At 69.1% G+C, this 21,190-nt stretch carries 26 protein-coding genes; 9 read left to right on the plus strand and 17 right to left on the minus strand.

Going from position 1 to position 21,190, the window contains the following annotated elements; genetic code table 11:
* Positions 1 to 24: 24 nt before the first annotated feature.
* Positions 25 to 834, minus strand: coding sequence for an ABC transporter permease (locus tag EDF42_RS12405; RefSeq protein ID WP_123672524.1), 810 nt, complete (start codon positions 832 to 834; stop codon positions 25 to 27).
* Entirely contained in the window at positions 831 to 1,670 is an 840-nt protein-coding gene (locus EDF42_RS12410; protein ID WP_123672525.1) for an ABC transporter ATP-binding protein, read from the minus strand. Before EDF42_RS12410 ends, EDF42_RS12405 begins: the two co-directional genes overlap by 4 nt.
* Positions 1,671 to 1,869: 199 nt before the next feature.
* Between EDF42_RS12410 and EDF42_RS19005 the strand changes: the two genes are divergently transcribed.
* Genes EDF42_RS19005 through EDF42_RS12430 form a run of 4 tightly spaced genes read left to right on the plus strand, consistent with a single transcriptional unit; the run spans position 1,870 to position 5,003 of the window.
* Entirely contained in the window at positions 1,870 to 2,223 is a 354-nt protein-coding gene (locus EDF42_RS19005; protein WP_185040929.1) for a lactococcin 972 family bacteriocin, read from the plus strand.
* A 32-nt stretch (positions 2,224 to 2,255) separates the two neighbouring features.
* Positions 2,256 to 4,133 carry a hypothetical protein gene (locus tag EDF42_RS12420; RefSeq protein WP_123672527.1) on the plus strand — a complete coding sequence of 626 codons (1,878 nt, stop codon included), beginning with the start codon at positions 2,256 to 2,258 and terminating at the stop codon, positions 4,131 to 4,133.
* Positions 4,130 to 4,801 carry an ABC transporter ATP-binding protein gene (locus tag EDF42_RS12425; protein ID WP_123672528.1) on the plus strand — a complete coding sequence of 224 codons (672 nt, stop codon included), beginning with the start codon at positions 4,130 to 4,132 and terminating at the stop codon, positions 4,799 to 4,801. Before EDF42_RS12420 ends, EDF42_RS12425 begins: the two co-directional genes overlap by 4 nt.
* Entirely contained in the window at positions 4,788 to 5,003 is a 216-nt protein-coding gene (locus EDF42_RS12430; RefSeq protein WP_123672529.1) for a hypothetical protein, read from the plus strand. Before EDF42_RS12425 ends, EDF42_RS12430 begins: the two co-directional genes overlap by 14 nt.
* A gap of 50 nt (positions 5,004 to 5,053) precedes the next feature.
* Here the strand turns inward: EDF42_RS12430 and EDF42_RS12435 are convergent, their stop codons facing one another.
* Positions 5,054 to 5,626 carry a hypothetical protein gene (locus tag EDF42_RS12435; RefSeq protein WP_123672530.1) on the minus strand — a complete coding sequence of 191 codons (573 nt, stop codon included), beginning with the start codon at positions 5,624 to 5,626 and terminating at the stop codon, positions 5,054 to 5,056.
* A gap of 139 nt (positions 5,627 to 5,765) precedes the next feature.
* On the opposite strand from EDF42_RS12435, the gene EDF42_RS12440 reads away from it, so the two are divergent.
* Positions 5,766 to 6,698, plus strand: a complete 933-nt coding sequence (locus EDF42_RS12440) for an NADP-dependent oxidoreductase (RefSeq protein WP_123672531.1) — start codon at positions 5,766 to 5,768, stop codon at positions 6,696 to 6,698.
* Positions 6,699 to 6,781: 83 nt separating this feature from the next.
* Here the strand turns inward: EDF42_RS12440 and EDF42_RS12445 are convergent, their stop codons facing one another.
* Together EDF42_RS12445 and EDF42_RS12450 are read right to left on the minus strand one after the other, a co-directional pair.
* Entirely contained in the window at positions 6,782 to 7,147 is a 366-nt protein-coding gene (locus EDF42_RS12445; RefSeq protein WP_123672532.1) for a hypothetical protein, read from the minus strand.
* A 173-nt stretch (positions 7,148 to 7,320) separates the two neighbouring features.
* On the minus strand, positions 7,321 to 7,824 hold the full coding sequence (locus tag EDF42_RS12450; RefSeq protein WP_243692479.1) for an HNH endonuclease: 504 nt from the start codon (positions 7,822 to 7,824) through the stop codon (positions 7,321 to 7,323).
* 186 nt (positions 7,825 to 8,010) lie between these two features.
* On the opposite strand from EDF42_RS12450, the gene EDF42_RS12455 reads away from it, so the two are divergent.
* From EDF42_RS12455 to EDF42_RS12465, 3 genes are all read left to right on the plus strand, one after another.
* Positions 8,011 to 8,331: a nucleotide pyrophosphohydrolase gene (locus EDF42_RS12455; protein WP_123672534.1), complete on the plus strand. Its 321-nt coding sequence runs from the start codon at positions 8,011 to 8,013 to the stop codon at positions 8,329 to 8,331.
* A 142-nt stretch (positions 8,332 to 8,473) separates the two neighbouring features.
* Positions 8,474 to 10,030, plus strand: coding sequence for a DNA/RNA helicase domain-containing protein (locus EDF42_RS12460; RefSeq protein WP_260235445.1), 1,557 nt, complete (start codon positions 8,474 to 8,476; stop codon positions 10,028 to 10,030).
* Positions 10,031 to 10,385: 355 nt separating this feature from the next.
* Complete coding sequence (locus EDF42_RS12465; protein ID WP_123939295.1) at positions 10,386 to 11,204, plus strand: hypothetical protein; 819 nt, start codon at positions 10,386 to 10,388, stop codon at positions 11,202 to 11,204.
* Here EDF42_RS12465 and EDF42_RS12470 read toward each other — a convergent pair.
* The 8 genes from EDF42_RS12470 to EDF42_RS12505 all read right to left on the minus strand — a co-directional run bounded on the left by EDF42_RS12470 (position 11,189) and on the right by EDF42_RS12505 (position 17,949).
* The gene (locus EDF42_RS12470; protein WP_123672537.1) at positions 11,189 to 11,596 is read right to left on the minus strand and encodes a (deoxy)nucleoside triphosphate pyrophosphohydrolase; all 408 of its coding nucleotides are present in this window, start codon (positions 11,594 to 11,596) and stop codon (positions 11,189 to 11,191) included. The genes EDF42_RS12465 and EDF42_RS12470 overlap by 16 nt on opposite strands.
* Entirely contained in the window at positions 11,560 to 12,045 is a 486-nt protein-coding gene (vsr, locus tag EDF42_RS12475; protein ID WP_123672538.1) for a DNA mismatch endonuclease Vsr, read from the minus strand. The genes EDF42_RS12470 and vsr overlap by 37 nt, the downstream gene beginning before the upstream one ends.
* Before the next feature lie 64 nt (positions 12,046 to 12,109).
* Positions 12,110 to 13,135, minus strand: coding sequence for a MupG family TIM beta-alpha barrel fold protein (locus EDF42_RS12480; RefSeq protein ID WP_123672539.1), 1,026 nt, complete (start codon positions 13,133 to 13,135; stop codon positions 12,110 to 12,112).
* Entirely contained in the window at positions 13,135 to 14,637 is a 1,503-nt protein-coding gene (locus tag EDF42_RS12485) for a PTS transporter subunit EIIC (protein ID WP_123672540.1), read from the minus strand. Before EDF42_RS12485 ends, EDF42_RS12480 begins: the two co-directional genes overlap by 1 nt.
* A gap of 46 nt (positions 14,638 to 14,683) precedes the next feature.
* Complete coding sequence (gene murQ, locus EDF42_RS12490) at positions 14,684 to 15,607, minus strand: N-acetylmuramic acid 6-phosphate etherase (RefSeq protein ID WP_123672541.1); 924 nt, start codon at positions 15,605 to 15,607, stop codon at positions 14,684 to 14,686.
* Positions 15,608 to 15,615: 8 nt separating this feature from the next.
* Positions 15,616 to 16,512 (minus strand): MurR/RpiR family transcriptional regulator, encoded by an 897-nt coding sequence (locus tag EDF42_RS12495; RefSeq protein ID WP_123672542.1) that lies wholly within the window; start codon positions 16,510 to 16,512, stop codon positions 15,616 to 15,618.
* 189 nt (positions 16,513 to 16,701) lie between these two features.
* Complete coding sequence (locus tag EDF42_RS12500) at positions 16,702 to 17,289, minus strand: hypothetical protein (RefSeq protein ID WP_123672543.1); 588 nt, start codon at positions 17,287 to 17,289, stop codon at positions 16,702 to 16,704.
* A 9-nt stretch (positions 17,290 to 17,298) separates the two neighbouring features.
* Entirely contained in the window at positions 17,299 to 17,949 is a 651-nt protein-coding gene (locus EDF42_RS12505; RefSeq protein ID WP_123672544.1) for an NrtR DNA-binding winged helix domain-containing protein, read from the minus strand.
* 91 nt (positions 17,950 to 18,040) lie between these two features.
* Here EDF42_RS12505 and EDF42_RS12510 point away from each other — a divergent pair, with 91 nt between their 5' ends.
* Complete coding sequence (locus EDF42_RS12510; RefSeq protein WP_123672545.1) at positions 18,041 to 18,982, plus strand: ADP-ribosylglycohydrolase family protein; 942 nt, start codon at positions 18,041 to 18,043, stop codon at positions 18,980 to 18,982.
* Positions 18,983 to 19,129: 147 nt separating this feature from the next.
* On the opposite strand, the gene EDF42_RS12515 is transcribed toward EDF42_RS12510, so the two are convergent.
* The 4 genes from EDF42_RS12515 to EDF42_RS12530 all read right to left on the minus strand — a co-directional run bounded on the left by EDF42_RS12515 (position 19,130) and on the right by EDF42_RS12530 (position 21,179).
* The gene (locus EDF42_RS12515; protein ID WP_123672546.1) at positions 19,130 to 19,609 is read right to left on the minus strand and encodes a DUF4395 domain-containing protein; all 480 of its coding nucleotides are present in this window, start codon (positions 19,607 to 19,609) and stop codon (positions 19,130 to 19,132) included.
* Positions 19,606 to 20,070 carry a thioredoxin family protein gene (locus EDF42_RS12520; RefSeq protein ID WP_123672547.1) on the minus strand — a complete coding sequence of 155 codons (465 nt, stop codon included), beginning with the start codon at positions 20,068 to 20,070 and terminating at the stop codon, positions 19,606 to 19,608. Before EDF42_RS12520 ends, EDF42_RS12515 begins: the two co-directional genes overlap by 4 nt.
* Positions 20,071 to 20,186: 116 nt before the next feature.
* Positions 20,187 to 20,561, minus strand: a complete 375-nt coding sequence (locus tag EDF42_RS12525; RefSeq protein ID WP_123672548.1) for a hypothetical protein — start codon at positions 20,559 to 20,561, stop codon at positions 20,187 to 20,189.
* Positions 20,562 to 20,579: 18 nt separating this feature from the next.
* Complete coding sequence (locus tag EDF42_RS12530; protein ID WP_123340308.1) at positions 20,580 to 21,179, minus strand: TMEM175 family protein; 600 nt, start codon at positions 21,177 to 21,179, stop codon at positions 20,580 to 20,582.
* Between the last annotated feature and the right edge of the window lie 11 nt (positions 21,180 to 21,190).

Here is a 21,190-nt window from a genome sequence, read left to right on the forward strand (position 1 = left end):
CAGCATCCCACCTGCCCGGCGCCATCAGGAGTCCTTGCGGTTCCAGCGGAAGGTGAGGGCGCAGGCCACCGTGCCCCCGACCAGCCACGCGACCAACACGAGCGTTCCGAGGGCGAGGTGCCACGCGCCTCCCGGCTCGGCGGACGCGAACGCGTCGGGCAGGAAGACGGACCGCATGCCGGACGCCATCCAGCGCAGGGGAAAGACGGAGGCGACGTTCTGCAGCCAGTCGGGCAGCTGGGTGAAGGGCAGGTAGACGCCGGAGATGAACTGCAGCACCAGGACGATGGGGACGATCGTGGCGGTGGCGCGGCGGCCCTCGCGGGGGAGCGCCGAGATCGCGATGCCGAGGACGCAGCTGGTGGCGATGCCGAGGACCATCACGCCCGCGAAGACGCCCCAGTTGCTCGCGTCGGTCGGCAGGTCGACACCGAACACCAGGCTCGCGATCCCGAGCAGCAGTGCCGTCTGCGCGATGGTCGTGACGAGGACCATGCCGATCTTGCCGACGAAGTAGCTCAGGACCGGCAGCGGTGTGCCGCCGAGGCGCTTCAGCGTGCCGTCGCTGCGTTCGGTCGCGATGTCGACGCCGAGGGACTGGGTGCCGGAGAGCAGGATGCCCGTCGCGACCAAGCCCGGCAGGTAGTAGGTGGCGTAGTCGACGCTGATCGGTCGGCCGTTGCTGGCGACGGCGCGGATCGGGTCGGCGTCCGCGAAGGCCACCGAGAACAGCGCCAGCATGATGATGGGGAAGAGGAACGTGAAGAAGACCGCGTCGGGGGCGCGGAAGTAGGAGCGGATCTCGTACGAGATGCGGCTGGTCGCAGTGGTCACTTCTGGCCCACCATTCCGAGGTAGACGTCCTCGAGGGACGGGCGGATGACTTCGAGGTCGTGCATGGCCGTCGTGCCGCTGCGGACGAGGGCTGTCGGGTCGCTCGTGCGCTCGTCGTGCAGGTCGCCGGCGTCGTCGCGCCAGCGGACTCGTGGTGTGCGGGCTTCGGTGCCGCCGATCTCGTCGATCGGGGCGATGTCGAGCAGCTTCCCGTCGGCGATCACCGCTGCCCGGTCGGCGAGCTGTGCGGCTTCGTCGAGGTAGTGCGTGGTGAGCAGGATCGTCGTGCCCTCGGACTGCACCTGGCGCAGGAGGTCCCAGAACTGCCGGCGGGCCTCGGGATCGAAGCCCGTGGTCGGTTCGTCGAGGAACAGCACCTCGGGGCGGCCGATGATGCCGAGGGCGACGTCGACGCGGCGGCGCTGGCCTCCGGAGAGCCGGGCGATGCGGGTGTTGCGCTGGGTCTCGAGTCCCGTCGCGCTGAGGAGTTCCTCGGCGCTGCGGTGCTTCGGGTACAGCGTCGCGAAGTGGTTCAGCTGCTCGGCGACCGTGACGTTCGGGGACTCGGCGCTGGTCTGCAGGACGATGCCGATGCGTGCGTTGTGGCTGCGGCTCGTCCGTGCGGGGTCGTGACCGAGGACGCGGACCTCGCCGGCCGAGCGGGACCGGTACCCCTCGAGGATCTCGACCGTCGTGGACTTGCCGGCGCCGTTCGGGCCGAGGAGGGCGAAGGTCTCGCCGGGCTGGATGGTGAAGCTCACGTCGTCGACGGCGACCTTGCCGGTGGCGTACTGCTTGCTGAGGTGCTGGACCTCGATGGCGGGGGACTCGGGCATGGGTCCAGCCTGGCCGGTGGGGCGCCGCGGGGGATCGGTGGGGGCGGTGATGCTGCATCCTCCGATCGGGGGATGGTGCGGGAAGGACGCGAGCATGTCGTATTCGAGATATCCGGAACTTCAGATTCTGGCGTCGCTCTGCTTGGCTCGGTGCGGGGTCGACGCGGCCCTCCCGTTCCCCCAGCAGAAAGGCCCTTCCATGAAGCGCTTCAGAAAGCTCTCGGCCGTCATCGCGGCTGCAACGCTGTGCGGTGTCCTCGGCGCCGGTGTCGCACACGCTGCTCCGGATGACGCAACCGCCAGTGGCGGCAGCGCGTCCGCCGACGACCTCCGTACCGACGCCACGACCGTCGTCGGCGGCGGCACGTGGTCGTACGGCGTGATCGGCCACCAGGTCGTCTCCGCCTACGACAACCGTCGGTACACCCACAGCACCTCGGTCAAGTCCTCCGGCGTGACCAAGTCGTCGGGACGGATCGCGAAGGGCAAGATCGCCGGCGCGAGCCGCCCGAAAGCACTGTGGGGCAACCAGGCCTTCTGGGCGATCTACTGATCCGGAACTTCGCGGCCGCCACCGTCCTCGCGGTGGCGGCCGTACCGCTCCTGCTCGTCGGCCTGATCGTGTTCGTGGTCGGGAGTGGTGAGGCGAGCGGGTACCTCACCGGCCGGACGACGATCGACATGGTCGACCTGCCGCTCGGTCCGACCAAGCAGGAGCACATCCAGCAGCTCACGGAACTGGCCGAGGACCACGACGTCTCGCTCGCCCTCGTCGTGCCGGATCGTTCCGGCGCGCCGGACACCGTCACCGCGTACTCGTTCGCCGGCTCCGTCCCAGCGCCGGTGTTCTGGGGGAACGTCGTCGACCGGCCGGCGAGCGACATCGGTGACGCCGTCATCGTCTGGTCGTACGCGGTCGACGGATCGGCCGTGCAAGTCGGTGCCTTCCTCGACGCGTTGCGCACTGCGGAATTCGAGTTCGTCGACGCGACCCCGACGGTCCGCGTACTGGCACCAGCGGTGATCGGGCAGCCCGGCGTCCTGGCGATCGTGGCGTGCATCGCGCTCGGAGTCGTCATCGCCGTGGTCGCGGAGTCGGACCGGCGGGACAGCCGACAGCGGCTCCGCGGACTCGCCGGATGGTCACCGAAACGCATCGCCGCTCGTGAAGCCCTCGAGACAGCGGGGCTGTTCGTCGTCTGTTCCCTGGTGGTGTGCGGGGCGCTCGCCGTCTACTTGCTCGTCCGCGGGGCATCGCCGACGATCTGGTCGTTCAGCGTCGGGCTCGCCGGAGTGATGCTCCCCGCCGCCTTCGTCGGTGTCGTCGGACTCCACGTCGTCTGCTCCGTCGTCGGCCGCCGCAGGTGGACGAGCCTCGCGGCCCCGGTCTGGCGCCCGACCGTCGTGGCACTGTGCGGTGTTGCACTCGTCAGCATCCTGACCGTGAGCACCAGTGTCCTCGTCGAGCAGGAGCGGACGGCCTCCGAGCTCGAGCGATCGCTGCGCTCCGAGACCGCCGACGGCGACGACGTGGTCCTGGGGGTCGGGATGGCCTCAATCGCCGACGAGGACGCGTTCGGGCGCGTTGCGCTGGCTGCCCTCGCCACCGGTACCGCCGAGCTGGCGCAGACGACGTTCATGCAGGACGCGCTGCTGGTCGCCGGAGACCGGGCGGAGCAGCTGGTCGGGGACGACCGTGACGGTGTCACCGTGCTGGTCCCCGAGTCGGTGGCGACCGACATCGCCGCGATCGCCGACGGCGTGCGGGAGAGCTTCGACGACGGCTGGGAGGTGGACGACGAGCAAGCGCCCCGAGTCGTCCCGATCCACACCGAGGTCGTCGGATCGACCGCACCGATCGTCGCCGCCGCAGACCGCTGGATCGACTGGGTGCTGCCACGCACCACCACCGGCGCGGACGTGCCCGTCATCGTGGTGACCGACGTGCGGGACCTGCCGCCGAACCGACTCGGCACCGCGACCCGGAACGGCGAGGTCCGGTTCGCCGACCGGACCGCGCTCGTCCAGCAACTCACGGACGCTGACCTGCTCGACGTCGTCACGCAGATCAACCGAGTCGGTGCCGTGCTCGAACGAGCGCTCGCGGCCGTCCGGACATCCCGCGCCGTCATCCTCGCCGCTTCGGCCGGGACGGTGCTCGCGATCCTGTTCGCTGCCGCCACCCTGATCGCCGATCACCGGACGCGGCATCGACGAGCAGCACGGCTGCGCTTCCTGGTCGGCCGGCATCCCGCGGTGCAGCACGCGCGGTTCGTGCTCGTCGCGAGCGGCATCGCCGCCGGGACCACCGCCGTGACCGTACTCGTCGGCGACGACAGCACCGGTGCCGGCAGTGGCGCCTTGTTCGCTGCCAGCACGGCCGGGGCAGTCGGCGTGCTCACCGCAGTCGCGCTGTCCGTCCTGCTCGCCGCCACACACCACCGAAAGAGGCCACGCCGATGACCGAGCACCAGCGACTCAGCATCGAGGGGATCGGCTACGACATCGCCGGGCGGACGCTCTGGAACGACATCACGTTCCAGCTCGGCGCCGGACAGGCCCTTGCCCTGCGCGGACCGTCCGGACAGGGGAAGAGCACGATGCTCCGCTGCCTCGCCGGGTTGGAACGACCGCCGCGGGGTCGGGTCGTCGTCGACGGCACTGACCTGCACACGGCGAGCGAGGGGGAGCGGCGTGGACTGCGCCGAGACACCATCGGCCTCGTCGTGCAGGACCACGCCGTCGTGCCAGAGTGGACCGTTGCCCAGAACCTGCGGGTGCTGCGGCCCCGTGGCGTCACCCGGGCGGCACTCAGCGATCGGATCGACGAGGCGCTGCTGATCGTCGGGCTCGGTGGTCGGCGGGATGCTCGTGCTGGGACGATGAGCGGCGGCGAACAGCAGCGAGTGGCCGTCGCACGAGTGCTGGCGCAGCGGCCACGACTCGTCCTCGCCGACGAGCCCACCGCGTCGCTCGACACCGAGAGCGCGACACGCGTCCGCAGCGGTCTCGACGCGCTGCGTGCATCGGGCAGCGCTGTCGTCGTGGCGACCCATGACCCGGCGCTCATCGCGTGGGCCGGTGCAGAACGGTCACTCATCCGGCTGGGGAGCGACCATGGACGTCCGTGAGACCACGCTGCAAGCTGCGGTGGGCGCGCACCTGGCGGGGACCCACATCCGCAGGACACACCGGGTCCTGCAGGGGAGTGGCACCGTGGCGCCGGGGTTGCGCTGGCCGGACGCCTCGGACGGCCGCGATCCCCGGGCCGTCCTCGAGGCCGAGGGTCCCGCGTTCTCGGCGGGCGGTGGTGTTCTCGTGCCGGAGCGCTGACGGTTCTGGTTCGCGATCGTCGGGGATCGTGAACCGGAACCGTCACCGTCTCAGTACTGCGGCCGGATCCAGTCCGTCGGCTGCACGAAGCGAGCGCGGGGCAGGACCTCGTCCGGCTCGGCGGTCCGCACGATCGTGATGATCGTGGCCTCGCCGTACTCGTACGAACGGCGGGCGATGCCGTCGCGCTCGTCGATCACCAGCGTCGAGCGGAACGCCGGGTCCTCGCCGTGCTCGAAGGTCACCAGGATCGAGTGTTGGCCGATGTGCTGGACCAGGATCGGGTGGACGTCGTCCGTGGCGCGGCCCCACCGGAGCATCAGGTCGGGGACGGCCATCCGGACGACGGGAGACGAGACCATGCTCCGGGCGAACGACACCTCGATCGGGCCGTCGTCGGGCTCGTGCAGCACGCCGTCGCGGTAGGAGACCGGCTTGGCGCGCTGGCGGACCAAGGTCCAGGTCTGCGCGGCCTCGTCGACGTCGACGCGGAACTGCGAGTACTTCTGCCGGGACTCCTGGTGGATGCCCTCGAGGACGTACCGGGCGGGGCGGCGGAGGGAGGCAAGTTCCTCGGCGATCGCGGGACCGTCGGACCGGGTGAGGAGTTCGTCGAAACGCACCGAGCCAGCATGGCGCACCACGTGCCGTGGACCGCACCCCCTGACGGGCGGGAGGCGCGGGGCGGGCTGACGCTGTGCCTCCCGTCCGATGGTGGGTCGCGTCAGGTTGCGTCAAGCAACGTCCGCGTAGACCGGGAGGATGCAGGTCGTCGGAGTCGAACAGTTCGGAGGGCCGGAGGCCCTCGCCGTCCACGAGGTGCCGGAACCGCACGCCGGTGCGGGGTCCGTGCGGATCCGGGTGCAGGCCTTCGCCGTGAACCCGACCGACACGGGGGTGCGAGCCGGGCAGCGGGACAGCTCGCAGGCCTCGCCGCCGTACGTGCCGGGGATGGACGCCGCCGGTGTCATCGACGAGGTCGGGCCCGACGTCACCGGGTGGGAGGTCGGCGACGAGGTCATGGCGATCGCGTTGCCGCTCAGCACGCACGGCGGGGCGTACGTCCAGGAGCTCGTGGCGCCGGTGGGGTCGTTCACGCGGACTCCTCGCGGGACGTCGCTCGAGGCCGCGTCCACCGTGCCGATGAACGGGCTGACCGCGTTGCAGATCCTGTCGCTCGCCGGGCTGTCCCGTGGGGACACGCTCGCCGTGACCGGCGCTGCCGGGTTGCTCGGGAACTACGTGGTGCAGCTCGCCGTCGCCGCTGGGCTGACCGTGATCGCGGATGCTGCTCTGGCCGACGAAGCGCTGGTTCGGTCGCTCGGGCCGGCGCACATCGTGCCGCGTGGTGATGGGTTCGCTGCCGCTGTCCGTGCGCTCGTGCCGGACGGGGTCGATGCGCTCGCCGATGCTGCGGTGCAGCGTGGGGTCGTCGTCGATGCTGTTCGGGACGGAGGAGTGTTCCTGGACGTGCGGGGATGGTCGGGGGACGGCTCGCGGGGGATCCGGTTCGAGCAGGTCGCGGTGTTCTCGGAGTACCGGTCGTTCGACAAGCTCGAGCAGCTGCGGCATGCGGTCGAAGGAGGGACTGTGGTGCCGCGGGTGGCGGAGGTGTTGCCGGCCTCGCGGGCTGGGGAGGCGCATGAGCGGTTGGAGGCTGGGGGGACGCGGGGGCGGTTCGTGTTGGCGTGGTGAGGTGACGACGGTGTGAGGGACGGGAGGCGCGGTGCCGGTTGGTGCTGCGTCTCTTGTGGATCATGCCACGCGTTCGCCCGCCGTCATGCGAAGTCCGCGACGTCTCCCTCGCCGCATCGCGACTGAACCTCGATCGACACCCGTCGAGGGCTTGCGTACACCGAGATCGACTCGACGGCCTGGCCGGTGGTGACCGCAGACCAGAGCGGCCGACCGTCGTCGATCGTGTCCCGCCGGATGGTCACGTCGTAGTCGACCTGCTTCCACGTCTTCTCGACCTTGCGGATGAGCGACTCTGGGTCGTGAGTGCCGGGACGCTCCTGGTCCCATGAGAACGTGACGCCTGCTTTGCTCTCCGCAGTCGAGCACTCTGACGATGCTGGTTTGTCCGAGAGGGGTGTCCATTCGCCACCAGCGGCATGGATGGTCTGTTGGACCAGAGCGACCATGTCGTCTCGTGCATCTGATGCTGATCCTCCACCGCGATCGCTCTGAGTGCACCCGACCAGGGATGCGATCGTGATCAATGTCGTGATGAGGAGGAGTGTTCGTGCGAGGGCGGGGTCAGGGCGCGTCACCCGTCCAGTCTCTCGATCCCGCCAGGTCCTCCGCCACTCGTCTCTCAACCGACAGCGACGCCCTTGCGCCGGTTGCACGGTCCGCAAAGGACCTGGAGGTTCTCCGGCTCGCTGCTTCCACCGCGTGACACCGGGATGACGTGATCGAACTGCAGCTCGGAGTTCGAGCCGCAGGTGCCGCACCGTCCGCCGTCGCGAGCCCAGACGAGTTGCTTCACGTCACTCGGGATTGCGCCGCGGCGGTACTCGACGGGCTGCAAAGGGCTGTTCGCGATGGTGTGCGCCCGAGCGATAGTTGATGCCTGCCGCCGATCTCGTGTCTCGAGGAGCGCGAAGACCTGCTCCGGCAGCAGGTTGTCGTTGTCCCAGAACCAACGGCTCCGGAACCACCAGTACTGGCGTTCCTTCACGCGGCCGATCTTGATCGGCGCGCGATCAGATGAAGCGAAGGCCTCGCTGAGCTCGTCCTTCCGGAGGTTTGCGCCCACGTAGTAGGTCGAACGTCCGACGGTCAGTTCGACCCGGCCCCTGCGCGTGAACAAGTTCACGCGGTGTCTCATCGACACGTTCTCGGCTCTGCGTAGCACTGAGTGTTCCCCTCACATCGTGGCTGTTTTCGGCGTCCATCTTCGCGTGACGCGACCAGTCCGGCCAGCACCCATTCGGGTGGGAGCCGCGTTTCCGCGCCCTCGTCGCTCGTCTGCGTGACGCCAACTGCCTGCTACCGTGCCGACATGACGGATGAGGGGTTGCGCGTGGAAATTCGCGCGTTCGTTGAAGAGCGAGACTGGGCGCAGTTCCACTCACCGGACAACCTGGCGAAGAGCATCTCGATCGAGGCCGGGGAGCTGCTCGAGTGTTTCCAGTGGGCCCCGGATGCCGACGTCGATCGAGTCCGTTCGGAACTCGCGGACGTCCTGACCTACTGCCATCTCCTCGCCGATCGACTCGGCTTCGATCCCGCGGAGATCATCCGCGAGAAGCTCGCCGTCACCCGGGACAAGTACCCGGTCGACCAGGCCCGAGGACGAAGCACGAAGTATGACCAGCTTTGACATCGCGCAGCTCCCGTTCAACGAGCCGCACCTGCGGCTGTGGCGCGAAGAGGATCCTCGGTTCCTGAACTGGCCGGTCGTCTACATCCTCGACGACGGCAAGCGTGTGTACGTCGGCGAGACGCTCAACACGGCTTCCCGCATGCGGCAGCACCTCGACTCCGCGGAACGTCGGTCGTTGAAGGCAGTGCGCCTTGTGCTCGACAGCACCTTCAACAAGTCGGTGTGTCTGGACCTGGAGTCGCAACTCATCGGCCTGTTCGCTGGGGACGACAAGTACACGGTCCTCAACAGCAACAAGGGCGTCGTGGACGCGGACTACTACGACCGCGCGCGGTACCGAGAGACCTTCGAGGAGATCTTCGAAGCGCTGCGCAAGCAGAAGCTCTTCACACGCAGCATCGCCGAGATCGAGAACAGCGAGCTGTTCAAGCTCTCGCCGTTCAAAGCGCTCAACCGTGATCAGGCCGTCGTGATGGAGGACATCCTCGAGGGGCTGTTCGACGACTTGCTGGCCGGCTCCGGCAGCACCATCGTCGTGCAGGGCGACCCGGGCACGGGCAAGACGATCGTCGCCGTCTACTTGCTCAAGCTGCTCCGGGACATCGCGAACGGCGTCGGGGTCGACGAGGTGGACGGTGACTCGATGTTCTCGGACTACTTCACCGAGGACAACCGTGACCTGCTGGCTGGCTTTCGTGTCGGTCTCGTCGTGCCGCAGCAGGCACTCCGCTCCTCTTTGAAGAGGGTGTTCCGCAAGACCCCTGGCCTCGAGAAGACGATGGTGCTCACTCCCTTCGAAGTCGGGAGGAGCACTGAGAAGTGGGACCTGCTGGTCGTTGACGAGTCGCACCGACTGAACCACCGCGCGAACCAGGCATCGGGACTGCAGAACAAGAGCTTCGGCGAGATCAATCAGCAGCTCTTCGGTGCCGACGCTGATCACTTCACGCAGGTCGACTGGATTCGCGACCGGAGCACACACCAGATCTTCCTGATCGACTCGGAACAGAGTGTCCGACCTGCGGACCTACCGCAGGAACTGCAGAAGGACCTCGTGAACGCGGCGAGGCAGCATGACCGTCACTACCGGCTCTTCACGCAGATGCGCGTCCAGGGCGGAGCCGACTACGTGTCCTACGTGCGCGCGATCATGAGGGGGGAGTCGCCAGAACCGAGGACCTTCGGCGACTACGAGTTCCGCATGTTCGACGATCTGGGTGAGATGCACGATGCCATCCGGGCACGCGATGAGGAAGTGGGTCTCTCACGGCTCGTCGCTGGCTACGCCTGGAAGTGGAAGAGCAAGCACGACAAGAGCGCCATCGACATCGAGATCGACGGTCGCGAGTTCCAGTGGAACCAGACACAGACTGACTGGATCACCTCACCGGGTGCCGTCGACCAAGTCGGCTCGATCCACACTGTGCAGGGGTACGACCTGAACTACGTAGGGGTCATCATCGGCCCTGACATGCGCTTCGACCCGGTCTCGAAGGAGATGGTGTTCGACCGGTCGAACTACTTCGACAAGAAGGGCATGGAGAACAATCCGCGGCTCGGGATCTCGTACTCAGACAGCGATCTCCAACGTTTCGTGAGCAACATCTACTCGGTGCTTCTCACGCGCGGTGTCCGAGGAACGTACGTCTACGTGGCCGACACAGCGTTGCGCCGTCGCCTCGCGCAGTTTCTCTGAGCGCTCTGCAACGACATGGGTTCTGGCTTCGAGGAGAAGCCACTCCGTGGGACTCGAGTGACGTGTTTGCCCCGTTCGCCGACTTGGCGATGTTGTTGCGGCTCGATGGTCCGCGCTGAGCGGAAGACCACAGAGACCGCATCGAGGGCCGCGGAGGACTTGGCTCTTCGGAATTCCGTTCGTTAGCCTCTCACCTGTTAGGAAAACGGGCGATGGGGCAAGCGTGCGGATCTTCTGGGTCAACCAAGGGCAGACGTTCGAAGAAGAGCTGAAGGCAAGTATGCTCTGGGCGCCGAAACGTTCGCGTCCGAGAACGGGTCAGATCACGGGAACTGCTCGCGCACATTGGGATCGCTTGCTCGACGCTGACGAGGGTGACGTGGTCATCCACTACTCCCGCAAGGCGATCCGCGGTTGGAGCACGGTTGTCCGGCCGGCGTTTGACGGGCCGCCACCGTTCGACCACTCGAGTACGCCATGGTCAGTTGACGGACGTCTGCTCCAAGTGAGCATCCGGGAACTGGAGCTTCCCATCGTCCTCACCGACATCCCACACGAGCTACGGACCGAGCGGGACGTCACGAGCTGGCCGTTCTCGAGAGATGGCGCGGTCAAGCAGGTGTACCTGTCGGAGGTGACGGGCTCTCTCGCGAACTGGTTGTTGGATGAGGTCGGGCTGCGGGTCGACGCAGCGCAGCTGACCTCCTGGCCGGAGCTCGATGAAGCGGGAACCACTGTCGACTACCGCGGGGACCGACAGGTCGTGGTTCAAGTCCGCGGCGAGCAGACTCGCTTGCGGAGGTACTTGTTCGGGGCCGATGTCGTGGCTCCCTGCGCCCTCTGTGGCCGTGACCTTCCTGTTGCGATGCTCGTGACTGCGCACATCAAACGACGCGCCGAGACGACGAACGCCGAACGACACCGCACAGACACGGTGATGGCCGCTTGCCGGCTGGGGTGCGACTCGATGTTCGAGCTCGGCTACGTGGTGGTCGGGCGGAGCGGAGTGATCGAGCGCGGTCCTCGGAGGACTCCGATGAGCGCGGACCTCGGCCTCGCCGTGGAAGCGATAGTCGGCCGGACCTGCGCTGCTTGGAGTGAGACCACGGAGCGGTACTTCGCCCATCATCGCCGTTGGCAGAAGGCTGAGAGCCGACGTTACGGGCTTGACTGACCTGGACGCAGAGCGGCGACCGCTTTCAGGTCAGGTAGCGCCCAGTGCAAGCCATTCAAGTGTTCGGGGCTCGTCCACCGCATTTCGTCGTGGTCGGTACTCCGTAGCGGTTCGTCGCCGATCAGCGCCGTGCGGTAGCAAGCGAGGTCGATCAGCAAGTCCCCGACAGCTGTCGTGTCCCGAGTGATCAAGTCACCTATCTCTCCCTCGATGGCGAGCTCCTCACGGAGCTCTCGTCTGAGGGCATCTCGGGCGCCCTCGCCCTTCTCGACCTTGCCGCCGGGGAACTCCCACATCCCTGCCGACGCGCGGCCCACGGCGCGCCTGCAAACGAGGATCTTCCCGTCTGCTCGTGTCAGAACTGCCGCGACGACTTCGATGGTCTGCTGCACCGTTCCGTTGTACACGGGCGACGTCGGTTGATGATCGAGCTCCATCGCTCGAGCTCGTGTTCCACGCGATCTGCGGATCGAGAGACGTCGTCGTGCTCCCAGGCTCTGATGACTCGCCAGCCCTCGGCGACCAAGATCGCTTCGTTCTGCGCATCGCGCTGACGGTTGGCCAGCAGCTTCCGGCGCCAAAGGTCGGCATTGGCCTTCGGGAGGTGGGCGTGCTCCTCGCAGTAGTGCCAGAAGCAGCCATCGATGAACACCGCGACCTTGGCGCGAGGGAAGACGAGGTCAGGCCGTACCCGACAACGCGCGCTCACCCGCCGGTCGACGAAGAAGCGCCGCCCACGTCGGTGCAGTTCGCGGCGAACAGCCAACTCGGGCGCCGTGTCGCGACGACCGAATCGGGCCATGTGTCGTCGCCGCGCGTCATCCGCTTCCCAGTGCTCCATTGCCGGAATCTTGGTCGAAGGTCGGCGCCTCGTGGGATGGGCGCGAGGATCAGCGGAATCGGGGTCAGCCGAGGACGATTGTGAGGGACTGGTCTCCCAACGCCGCCAAGGGCACGGTGAGTGCTCCGAGGACGGCGACACGATCGTCAGCAGGCAGGTCCCGCAACGTGATCGCGACCTCGCCGCAGTACCTCCCCGCCGAAGTCAACTGCACGGTGACCGCCCCTGCGGGTCTCGGCTGCCCACCGACCGCGGGCAGCGGCAACCCGGCGAACCGCTCCCGCGAATGCTCCAGCCGGATCATGGCCTCAGCCGCATCAGGCCGGTTCCGATCGGGGACCGCCAGCGCCTCTATGACCACCGGGTGGACACCCGGCGCCGCAACACCGTCGAGCACGACGACGTCATCCCGGACGAACGACCCCAACCGCTCCCACGAGTGATCAGTCAGCGCCGGATCCCCGACGTACACATCTGCAACGCCCACATCGACGAGTTCGAACGCCTGGAACAACGGCGGCATGGTCCGGTGCTCCTCGACGGTCGGCAGCCCCTCGCCGAGCGGCCCACGCCGCACGGAGTCGCCGGCGATGAACGCGCCGACCCGCCAGCCGAACTGCCGAGCAACGGCGACCGACGACGCCACTGACGAAAGCGCCAGCCCGGTCCACTCCCGCGGGTAGAAGTTGTGGATCAGCTCGACGTCCAGGTCAGCGAACGGCGCCAGGTCGGCGGCCCGCAGCGTGCTCGCGTTGAGGGCGATCGGCAAGACGGCAGCGATCGAGAGGATCTCAGGGACCGAGAACCCGAAATCGATCCGCGCCCGGGCCACTCCGATCGACCGCAGGAAGTCCCACGGCGAATCCCCGAGCAACCGAGCGGTGTTCGGGGAGACATCGGCGACGACGGACAGCCCCGAGGACGCAGCAGCCGACACGAGCGCGGTCGCAGCGGCTCGGGCACCCGAGGGCGAATCCTCCGGGATGTGCAGCGAGGTGAACGCGAGCGTCGCACCCGCGGCCGCGGCGGCCTCGAAGGTCGGACCAGCCAGCGGAGCATGCGCCAGGTACGCGCTCGCGCCCAACCGCATCAGCGCGCAGCTCCCACGGAGTGAGCCGGCGTGACCTGCACGTCGAGCGGGGCGTCCGGAGCGACGGGGTCGCCGGACGGTGCGGACGACTGCGCCTCGAGGTCGGCTCGCACCGAGTCGGACACCCCGAACAGCAGCGTTGCCACGAACCCGACGACGTACGCCACGATGAGCCCGGACCCGTACCCGAGAAGGGCCCATCCGTACCCGGACGACCCGTTCAGCAGCGGGAGCAAGGACAGGTCTGAGGCGCCGATGGCGATCGCCCCGACGGAGTGCCCGAGCTGGTCGAACAGCCCGACGACACCGCCACCGAACGCCCCACCGATGCACGCGGTGATGAACGGCCGACCGAGGGGCAGCGTCACACCGTAGATGAGGGGCTCGCCCACACCGAGGAGCCCGGCGGGCAGCGCACCACGGATCGTGCGGGAAAGAGCCTCGTTGCGACGGAAGCGCATCCAGAGCGCGAGCGCCGCACCGATCTGGCCGGCCCCACCCATCGCGAGGACGGGCAGCAACACGGTCCACCCGGTCTGGTCGATCAGGGTGGTGTGGATCGGCGTGAGGGCCTGGTGCATGCCGGTCATGACGAGCGGCAGGAAGAAGCCTCCGAGGACGAAGCCGGCGAATGCACCACCGTTGGCGAGCAGCCATGTCGCAGCGGTCCCGATCGCAACGGAGACGACACCGGCGACGGACATCAGGATCCCGAGGGTGATCGATCCGGCGACCAGGACGGTGACGGTCGGCACGACGATGAGCGCGATGACGTCCGGCGTCACGCGCCGCATGAAGCGCTCGACGTAGGCGGCGAGGATGCCGCCGGCCATGGCGCCGAGCACACCGCCCTGCCCGGGAGCCAGGGTCTCGCCGAACACGGTCACGTTCGCGACACCGGCCGCGACGATGATGCCGCCGACCGCACCGCCGAGGATGGGCGTGCCGCCGAACTCCTTCGCAGCGTTCATCCCGACAAAGACGGCGAGCAGCGAGAGGAAGCCGGACGAGAGCACGCCGAGGAACGGCGTCACGCCGGGCACCCACCCCAGGTTCGTCAGGATGCCGTTGATCCCGGCGATCAGACCGCAGGCGATCAGCGCCGGGATGAGCGGGATGAAGATCGCGGAGATCTTCCGGATCGCACGCATCGTGCGGCCGTCAGAACGAGCCCGCGCGGTCGCCTTGATCTCCGCGCCGCGAGCCGCGAGTTCTTCAGGTGAGGACCCACCAGCCGCAGCCGACGGGGCGGCCGCGCGCAGTGCCTCCAGGCCGTCGGCCACGCGGTCGACGAGACCCGGGCCGAGCACGATCTGCAGGTTCGAGCCGGCCGCCAGCGCGGCCATGACGCCGTCGGTGGACTTGAGCTCGTCGAGCGCGACCGCGTCGGTGGACACGACCTCGACCCGGAGTCGGGTCATGCAGTTCTCCACGTCGGCGATGTTCGCGGAGCCTCCGACGGAGTCGAGGATCTGCTGGGCGAGTTGCTGTGCATCGGGCATTGCTGTGCTCCTCGGGGGAAAGGAAACGGAAAAGGGGGAAAGAGCTCTACAGCACGGCGCGCAAGGAACCGGAAGCAGCGACGAGGCGCTCACGGGCCGAAGCAGCCGAGGCACCGGTGAGGATCACGGCGATGGCGGTCTTCACTTCGCCGTCCGAGGCATCCAGCGCCGCCTGGACCTCGGCCGACGGAGCGCCGGTGACGTCCTGCACGAGCGAGAACGCCCGCGCGACGAGCTTCGCGTTCGTCGCCCGCACGTCGACCATGCGGTTGCCGTACGTCTTGTTGCTGCGCACCATCGCGAGCGTTGTGAGCATGTTGAGGACGAGCTTCTGCGCGGTGCCCGCCTTCAGGCGGGTCGAGCCGGCGATGAACTCGGGGCCGACGACGACGTCGATCGCGATGTCCGCCTCCCGCCCCGCGGCCGAGTCGGGGTTGCACGCGACGGAGACCGACAGGGCGGAGCGGCGACGGGCCTCCAGGATGGCTGCGATCACGTAGGGCGTCCTGCCGGACGCGCTGATCCCGACGACCACGTCGTCGGCCGTCAGGCCGAGCGCGTCGAGGTCGCGGACGGCCGCTGCTTCGTCGTCCTCCGCGCCCTCGACGGCGGTGGTCAGGGCGACGTCGCCGCCGGCGATGACGCCGACCACCTGCGAGGGGTCGGTGCCGAAGGTGGGCGGGCACTCGCTGGCGTCGAGCACGCCGAGCCGGCCCGGCGTGCCGGCGCCGATGTAGACGAGTCTGCCGCCGCGCGCGAACGCTGCGGCGATCGAGTCTGCCGCCAGGGCGATGGCCGGGAGGCACGGCTCCAGTGCCGCAGGCACGCTGCGGTCGCCGGCGTTCATGCGCTGGGCAGCTTCCAGCGTGGAGATCGTGTCGATGTCGTCGAGTGAGTGGTCGGTCGCCTCGGTGGTGAGGGCGGCGAGTTCGTCGCGGAGGGCGTCGTGGGTTTCGTGCGTCTGGTTCATGGTGGTGCTCAGTTCCGGTGGTGGGTGCGGACGGCGTCGCGGCTGCGGGCGAGGAGCGGCTGGGACCGCTCGTCGGTGCGCTGCGCGACGACGATGAACAGGGCGTCGACGATGGCGAGTTGGCTCATGCGGCTGCCCATGGCGGCGGGGCGGAGGGCGCTCTCGGCGCCGGCGACACCGAGCAGGACGTGGTGGGCGGTGGTGGCGAGCGGGGCGTTGGCGTGGCCCGTGATGGCGACGATCGTCGAGCGCTGGGCTGCGGCGGCGTGGGCGACCTCGAGCGTCTCGGTGGTGGAGCCCGAGTGGCTGACGAGCACCAGGACGTCGTGCTCGCCGATGACGCTCGCGAGGGTCAGGGCGTTGTGCGGGTCGTCGGCGATCGAGCTCACGATGCCGATGCGTTCGAGCTTGAGGTGCAGGTCCCGCGCGACGATGCCGCTCGCGCCGACGCCGTACAGGACGACACGGCGGGCACTGCTCACCGCTGCGGCCGCGGCTTCGAGGGCGTGCGGGTCGAGCGCGGCGCGGGTGTCGGCCATCACGGCGCGGACGTCCTCGGTGACCTTCGCGATGACCGTGGCGACGTCGTCGTCGACGGCGACCCCGGCGTGGATCTCGGTGTGCTCCCGCTCGTGGATGCCTCGTTCGACGGCCCGGGTCATGCTGCGCTGCAGGCCGGCGAAGTTCGCGAAGCCGAGGTGCTGGGCGAAGCGGGAGACGGTGGCAGGGGAGACACCCGCGCGGCCGGCGAGCTCAGCGGCGTTCGTGGTGGCTGCGGCTGCCGGGTCCTCGAGGACGGCGTCGGCGATGGCGCGCATGCTCGACGGCATCGTGGCCGACTGGGTGCGGACGAGGGCGAAGGCGTCGGCGCGCTCGACCCGGTCGGGCCGCTCGGTGATCGTCATCCCGCTATGAAAGCGTCTTTCGTGCGCGAGCGCCAGGGGTGAAAGTAAATTGCGGGTTACGGGTGGTGGGGTGGCTGCGCGGCGGAGCTCGCGCGTTCAGTGAGCAGAAAACGTCGAGTCGCCGCAGCGGACTCGACGTTTTCTGCTCACTCGATGAGCAGCGGACGCGAACCCGGGCGGCCGTGCTCGTCAGGCCTGCGGGGCCGGGGACGCCACGACGGTCGCCGCCCGCAGGTACCGCCGCGACCGACGAACCGCTCGCAGCAGGATCGGCGTCATGACCAGTGCGGTGATGAGCAGTGCTGCGCAGAGGAACCGCGAGAATGCCGAGCCGAAGACGTCGTCGTCCGCGAGCCTCGGGACCTGGATGCCGGCGATGCCCACGTAGAGCAGCAGGAACTGGGCGAGGGCGAGCGGTTGGTAGGTGGAGAGCAGTCGTGCGTGCTCGCGCGCTCGGAGGGCGAGGTCGGACTCGGGTGGCTGGATCGGGCTGCCGGTCTTGATCGCTTGCGTCACCATGCGCTTGCCGGCAGGGGAGAGCCCCGCCGTGGTGGCCTGCATCGCGGTCGACATCCCGATCGTCGTGGCGAGGATCGAGAAGGTACCGGTCAGGCCACCGACGGACGCGCCGAAGCCGACGACGGTGAGGACGGCGACGGCACCCGACTCGGTCGTGGCCAGCAACCAGCCGATGGCGGCGCCGACGACGGCTCCGATCAGTGCGAGCAGGGTCGTCCGTCGCCAGGCTCGCCGTGCTGTCAGTTCGAGATCCCCCATGCCCCCACCCTACGAGCGGATCACCGTGTACCTCGTCGCCGGCTTCCCGGGCCCGTCCGCCCGCTTCGTGTCTGTCGCGACCAGCTTCGGCAGCATGGCTCGCCGGAACGAGTCCGGCAGGAGGCGCTCGCCGAGGACCGCCTCGTGCAGCTGCCGCAGCTCCGACATCGTGAACGGCTCGTCGAGCAGCCCGTGTGGATCCGGAGCGTCGCCGTGGACGGAACGGAGCCGAGCGACCGCGAACTCGAGGATGTCGTCGTGCCCGTGCACCATCCCGCGCGCCTCGAACACCGGCGTGAGTCGCACCTGGGGTTCGTCCAGGTCCAGAGCACGAGCCGGCACCACGTCGAGGTGCGCCACCGACAGCACCCACCCACGGTCATCCCGCGAGGGATCGTCGAACACGTGCAACTGCTCCGGCGCGAGCCCCGTCACGCCCGCCTTCGTGGCGAGCGACCGCAAGACGGCCGACGCCAGCCGCTCACCCTCGTGCACGAACGTCCCCGGCAGTCGCCAGTCGCCCTCGGATGCATCGCGGACCTGCACGACGGACAATGGTCCGCCCGCGGGGACGGTCAAGACGGCGGTGTCCACGGCGACGGAGGGTCGCGGGTAGTCCGTCAGGCGTCGGCCGCTCGCGTCGCGGTACTCGTCGGTCATGTTCGTGAGTTTACGCACACTTGCGCAAACATGACGAGTGGTGCAGGATCGGTTTTACGCAATCTCGCGCAAACCCGATCCGGAGGTCCACATGACCACCACGCAGATCCACGACCGAGCAGTCGGCGCCGTCCTCGGCTCCGCCGCCGGCGACGCCCTCGGCGCCGGGTACGAGTTCCGACCGGCAGTGCCCGAGCCGACCCCGATCACGATGACCGGCGGCGGCTCCTTCGGCTGGGCGCCGGGGGAGTGGACCGACGACACGAGCATGGCCGTTCCGATCCTCCGCACGGTCGCCCGCGGCGGCGACCCGGCTTCGGAGCCAGCCCTCGACGGCCTGGTGGCCGCCTGGGCGGCGTGGTCGGTCAACGCGCCCGACGTCGGCATCCAGACGCGCAACGTGTTGACCGGTCTGGAGGCGCGGATCGCCTCCGTCGCGCGGGCTTCGGCCCGGCAGGAGCACGAGTACAAGGGCCGCTCCGCCGGCAACGGGTCGCTCATGCGCACCGCACCGTTGGTGCTCGCCTACCTGCGCGGTGACGTCGGCGAAGAGGAACGGCTCGCAGCGGCGGCTCGCGCGATCAGCGACCTGACGCACTACGAGTCCGACGCGGGGGACGCGTGCGTGCTCTGGTGCGTGGCGATCCGGCACGCGGTGCTGACCGGCGAGCTCGACGTCCTGCGTGGCGTCGACCTGCTCGACCTCGACCGGCGCCGAGTGTGGGTGGACCGGATCGTCACGGCCGAGCACTCGCAGCCGGTGGACTTCACGGAGTCGAACGGGTGGGTGGTGTCCGCGCTGCAGGCCGCCTACGCCGCGGTGCGCCAGAGTTCCTCGCTCGAGGACGCCCTGGTCCGCGCAGTCCGCACCGGCAACGACACCGACACGGTCGCCGCGATCGCCGGCGGGCTCGCGGGTGCGCTGTACGGAGCGTCGTCGTTGCCGGCCCAGTGGCGGGAGCTGCTGCACGGCTGGCCGAACCTGCGAGCCGACGACCTCGTCGCGCTCAGTGAGCAGGCGCTCGCCGTCTGACCGGGCCGGCGTCGGAGGCTGCCGTGGGGGGAGCCTCCGCCGTCGGGCTGGTCGTTCTCGTGGGGCCGGCCCACCGCTCTGGAGGCGACCACATCGGCAGCGCGGGCGGTGGAGCGGAGGTGAGTCGGGCCTCCCGGTCGACCGCCGTCAGGCGATGCCGCGTCGCGGACGGAAGACGCCCGCGCGGACCAACCACACGTAGAGCAGGCAGCCGATGCAGACGTCGAAGACGGCGTTGAGGAACGCGGCGATCAGGGCGACGGCGGCGCCGATCGGGGCTGCGTACGGTACGCCGAGCAGGGCGAGGAGGAGCGCGACGGCGGTGACGAACAGGCCGACTTGCTGGGCGAAGGTCGGGGGTTCGGGAGCCTCGAGCTCGGCGGGTGGGGCGAGCCGCGGCCGGACGAAGCGACGGAAGAGCGCGCCGTAGGGGTGGCGGCGGATGCCGGCGATGCCGCCGATCGCGAAGAGCACCACGATGACCGCGAGCAGGACGATGCCGACGACCCACGTCGCGGGGATCAGCGTCAGGACGATCGTCAGGGCGAGCAGGACCGTGGTGATCGCGGCACCGAAGCGTGGGGAGCGGGGGTCGATGCCGCGGGCGGTGTCGGGGGTGCTGGTCATCGGGACTCCTGTGGGCCGGTGAGGACGGTGTTGAGGGCTGCGGCGAGCTCCGGTGGGCGGGGTGGCCCTCCGAAGCGGGTGCGGACGGCGTGGGAGCCGTCGACGAGCAGGACCGTGGGGGTCTGCAGGACGTTGAAGCGCGTGGCGAGGTGCGGGTGCTCGGCGAGGTCGATCTCGAGCCGTTCGACGCCGGCGTGCTGCGTTGCGAGGGCGTCGAGCTGGCGGGCCGTCGCCGGGCAGCGGGCGCAGGTCGGCGTCGAGAACTGGACGAGGGTGGCGCGGGTGCCGAAGGCGGTCGGGGGAGCGATGTCGGCGACGCTGCTGTTCGGGTTGGCCGGCGTGTTGCGCGCGCGGCCGGTCTGGGGAACCGCTCGGCCCGTTCTCGTGCGCAGGAGCAGGCCGATCACGGTGGCGAGTGCGAGGACTCCCGCCAGGACGGCGACGGCCACGATGACGGTCATGCCGCGACGGTACGTCGTTCCGGTGCAATCTGCTGCGTTCGGTGCCAACGTGACGGCACGTGACGGCGGCAGGGCGCGCTGTCGCGTCGGCGTCGGCGTCGGCGTCGGCGTCGTCGTCAGAGCGCGGCGCGCGCCCGGTCGATCCGCTCGATGAACGCTCGAACGCCCCAGATGACGAAGGTCAGGCGTTGCCCGTCCTGCAGCACGACCTGCATCTGCCGCGAGACGTTGCGTGAGGTGTCGTGGAGCTCCGCGATGGAGTCGAGCGGGATGCCGAACATCGGCCGAACGAAGTTGAACGGGTGCGCGCGGAACCAGAGGACCGCGGGGGGGGTGAGGGTGAGTCGGCCTCCCGCGGCTTCGTGGCGGCGCATCCCGGACCGGCCGGGTGCTGCGATCGAACGGACGAGGCCGGCCTCCGCTGCCGCTTCGTCGATGACGAAGTTCGCGTTCTTGCGTGCCAGTACGGTCTCCGCGTCCCCCAGGCCCATCCGCTGACCGTACCGCGATCAGACTCGGCGGAGCAGCCGGGCGACGGTGCCCTGCAGCACGAGGAGCAGGGCCCAGAGCAGGCCGATGCTCGGGAACACCACCGACAGGATCAGGGCGAGCGACAGCAGTCCGGCGGCGATGAGCCCCCGCGCCGAGTCGCCCAGCGGCGTGGAGAGCAACTCGGGGTTCCGCCGGAGCACCAGTTCGATGCCGGTGAGCGCCAGGCTCGTCACGACCATGCTGCCGAGGTACAGCGCGTGGGCCACACGGTCGTCGTTCTCGCCGCTGTTGAGCAGGTTGGCGGCGAAGGGCAGGAACACGATGCTGATGAGCCACACGAAGTTCAGCTGCATGACCCGGGCGTTGTAGGAGCGGACGTGCTCGAACACCTGGTGGTGCAGGATCCAGAACCGCGAGATCAACCAGAACGTGATGAGGAACTCGAGCAGGGCGGGCCAGTGCTCCCGCAGGAGGTCGCCGGCGCTCTCGCCCGACGACATCTCGCTGGCGATGTCGACCAGCGGCAGGATCAGGAGCGTGATCGCGATGGCGACCGTGGCGTCGGAGAAGTTGACGAGTCGGTCGAGGCCGCGGTCCGTTCGAGCGTGCTCGGTCATGGCCCGAGTGT

This window comes from Curtobacterium sp. PhB172 (assembly GCF_003752545.1).
GTDB lineage: Bacteria > Actinomycetota > Actinomycetes > Actinomycetales > Microbacteriaceae > Curtobacterium.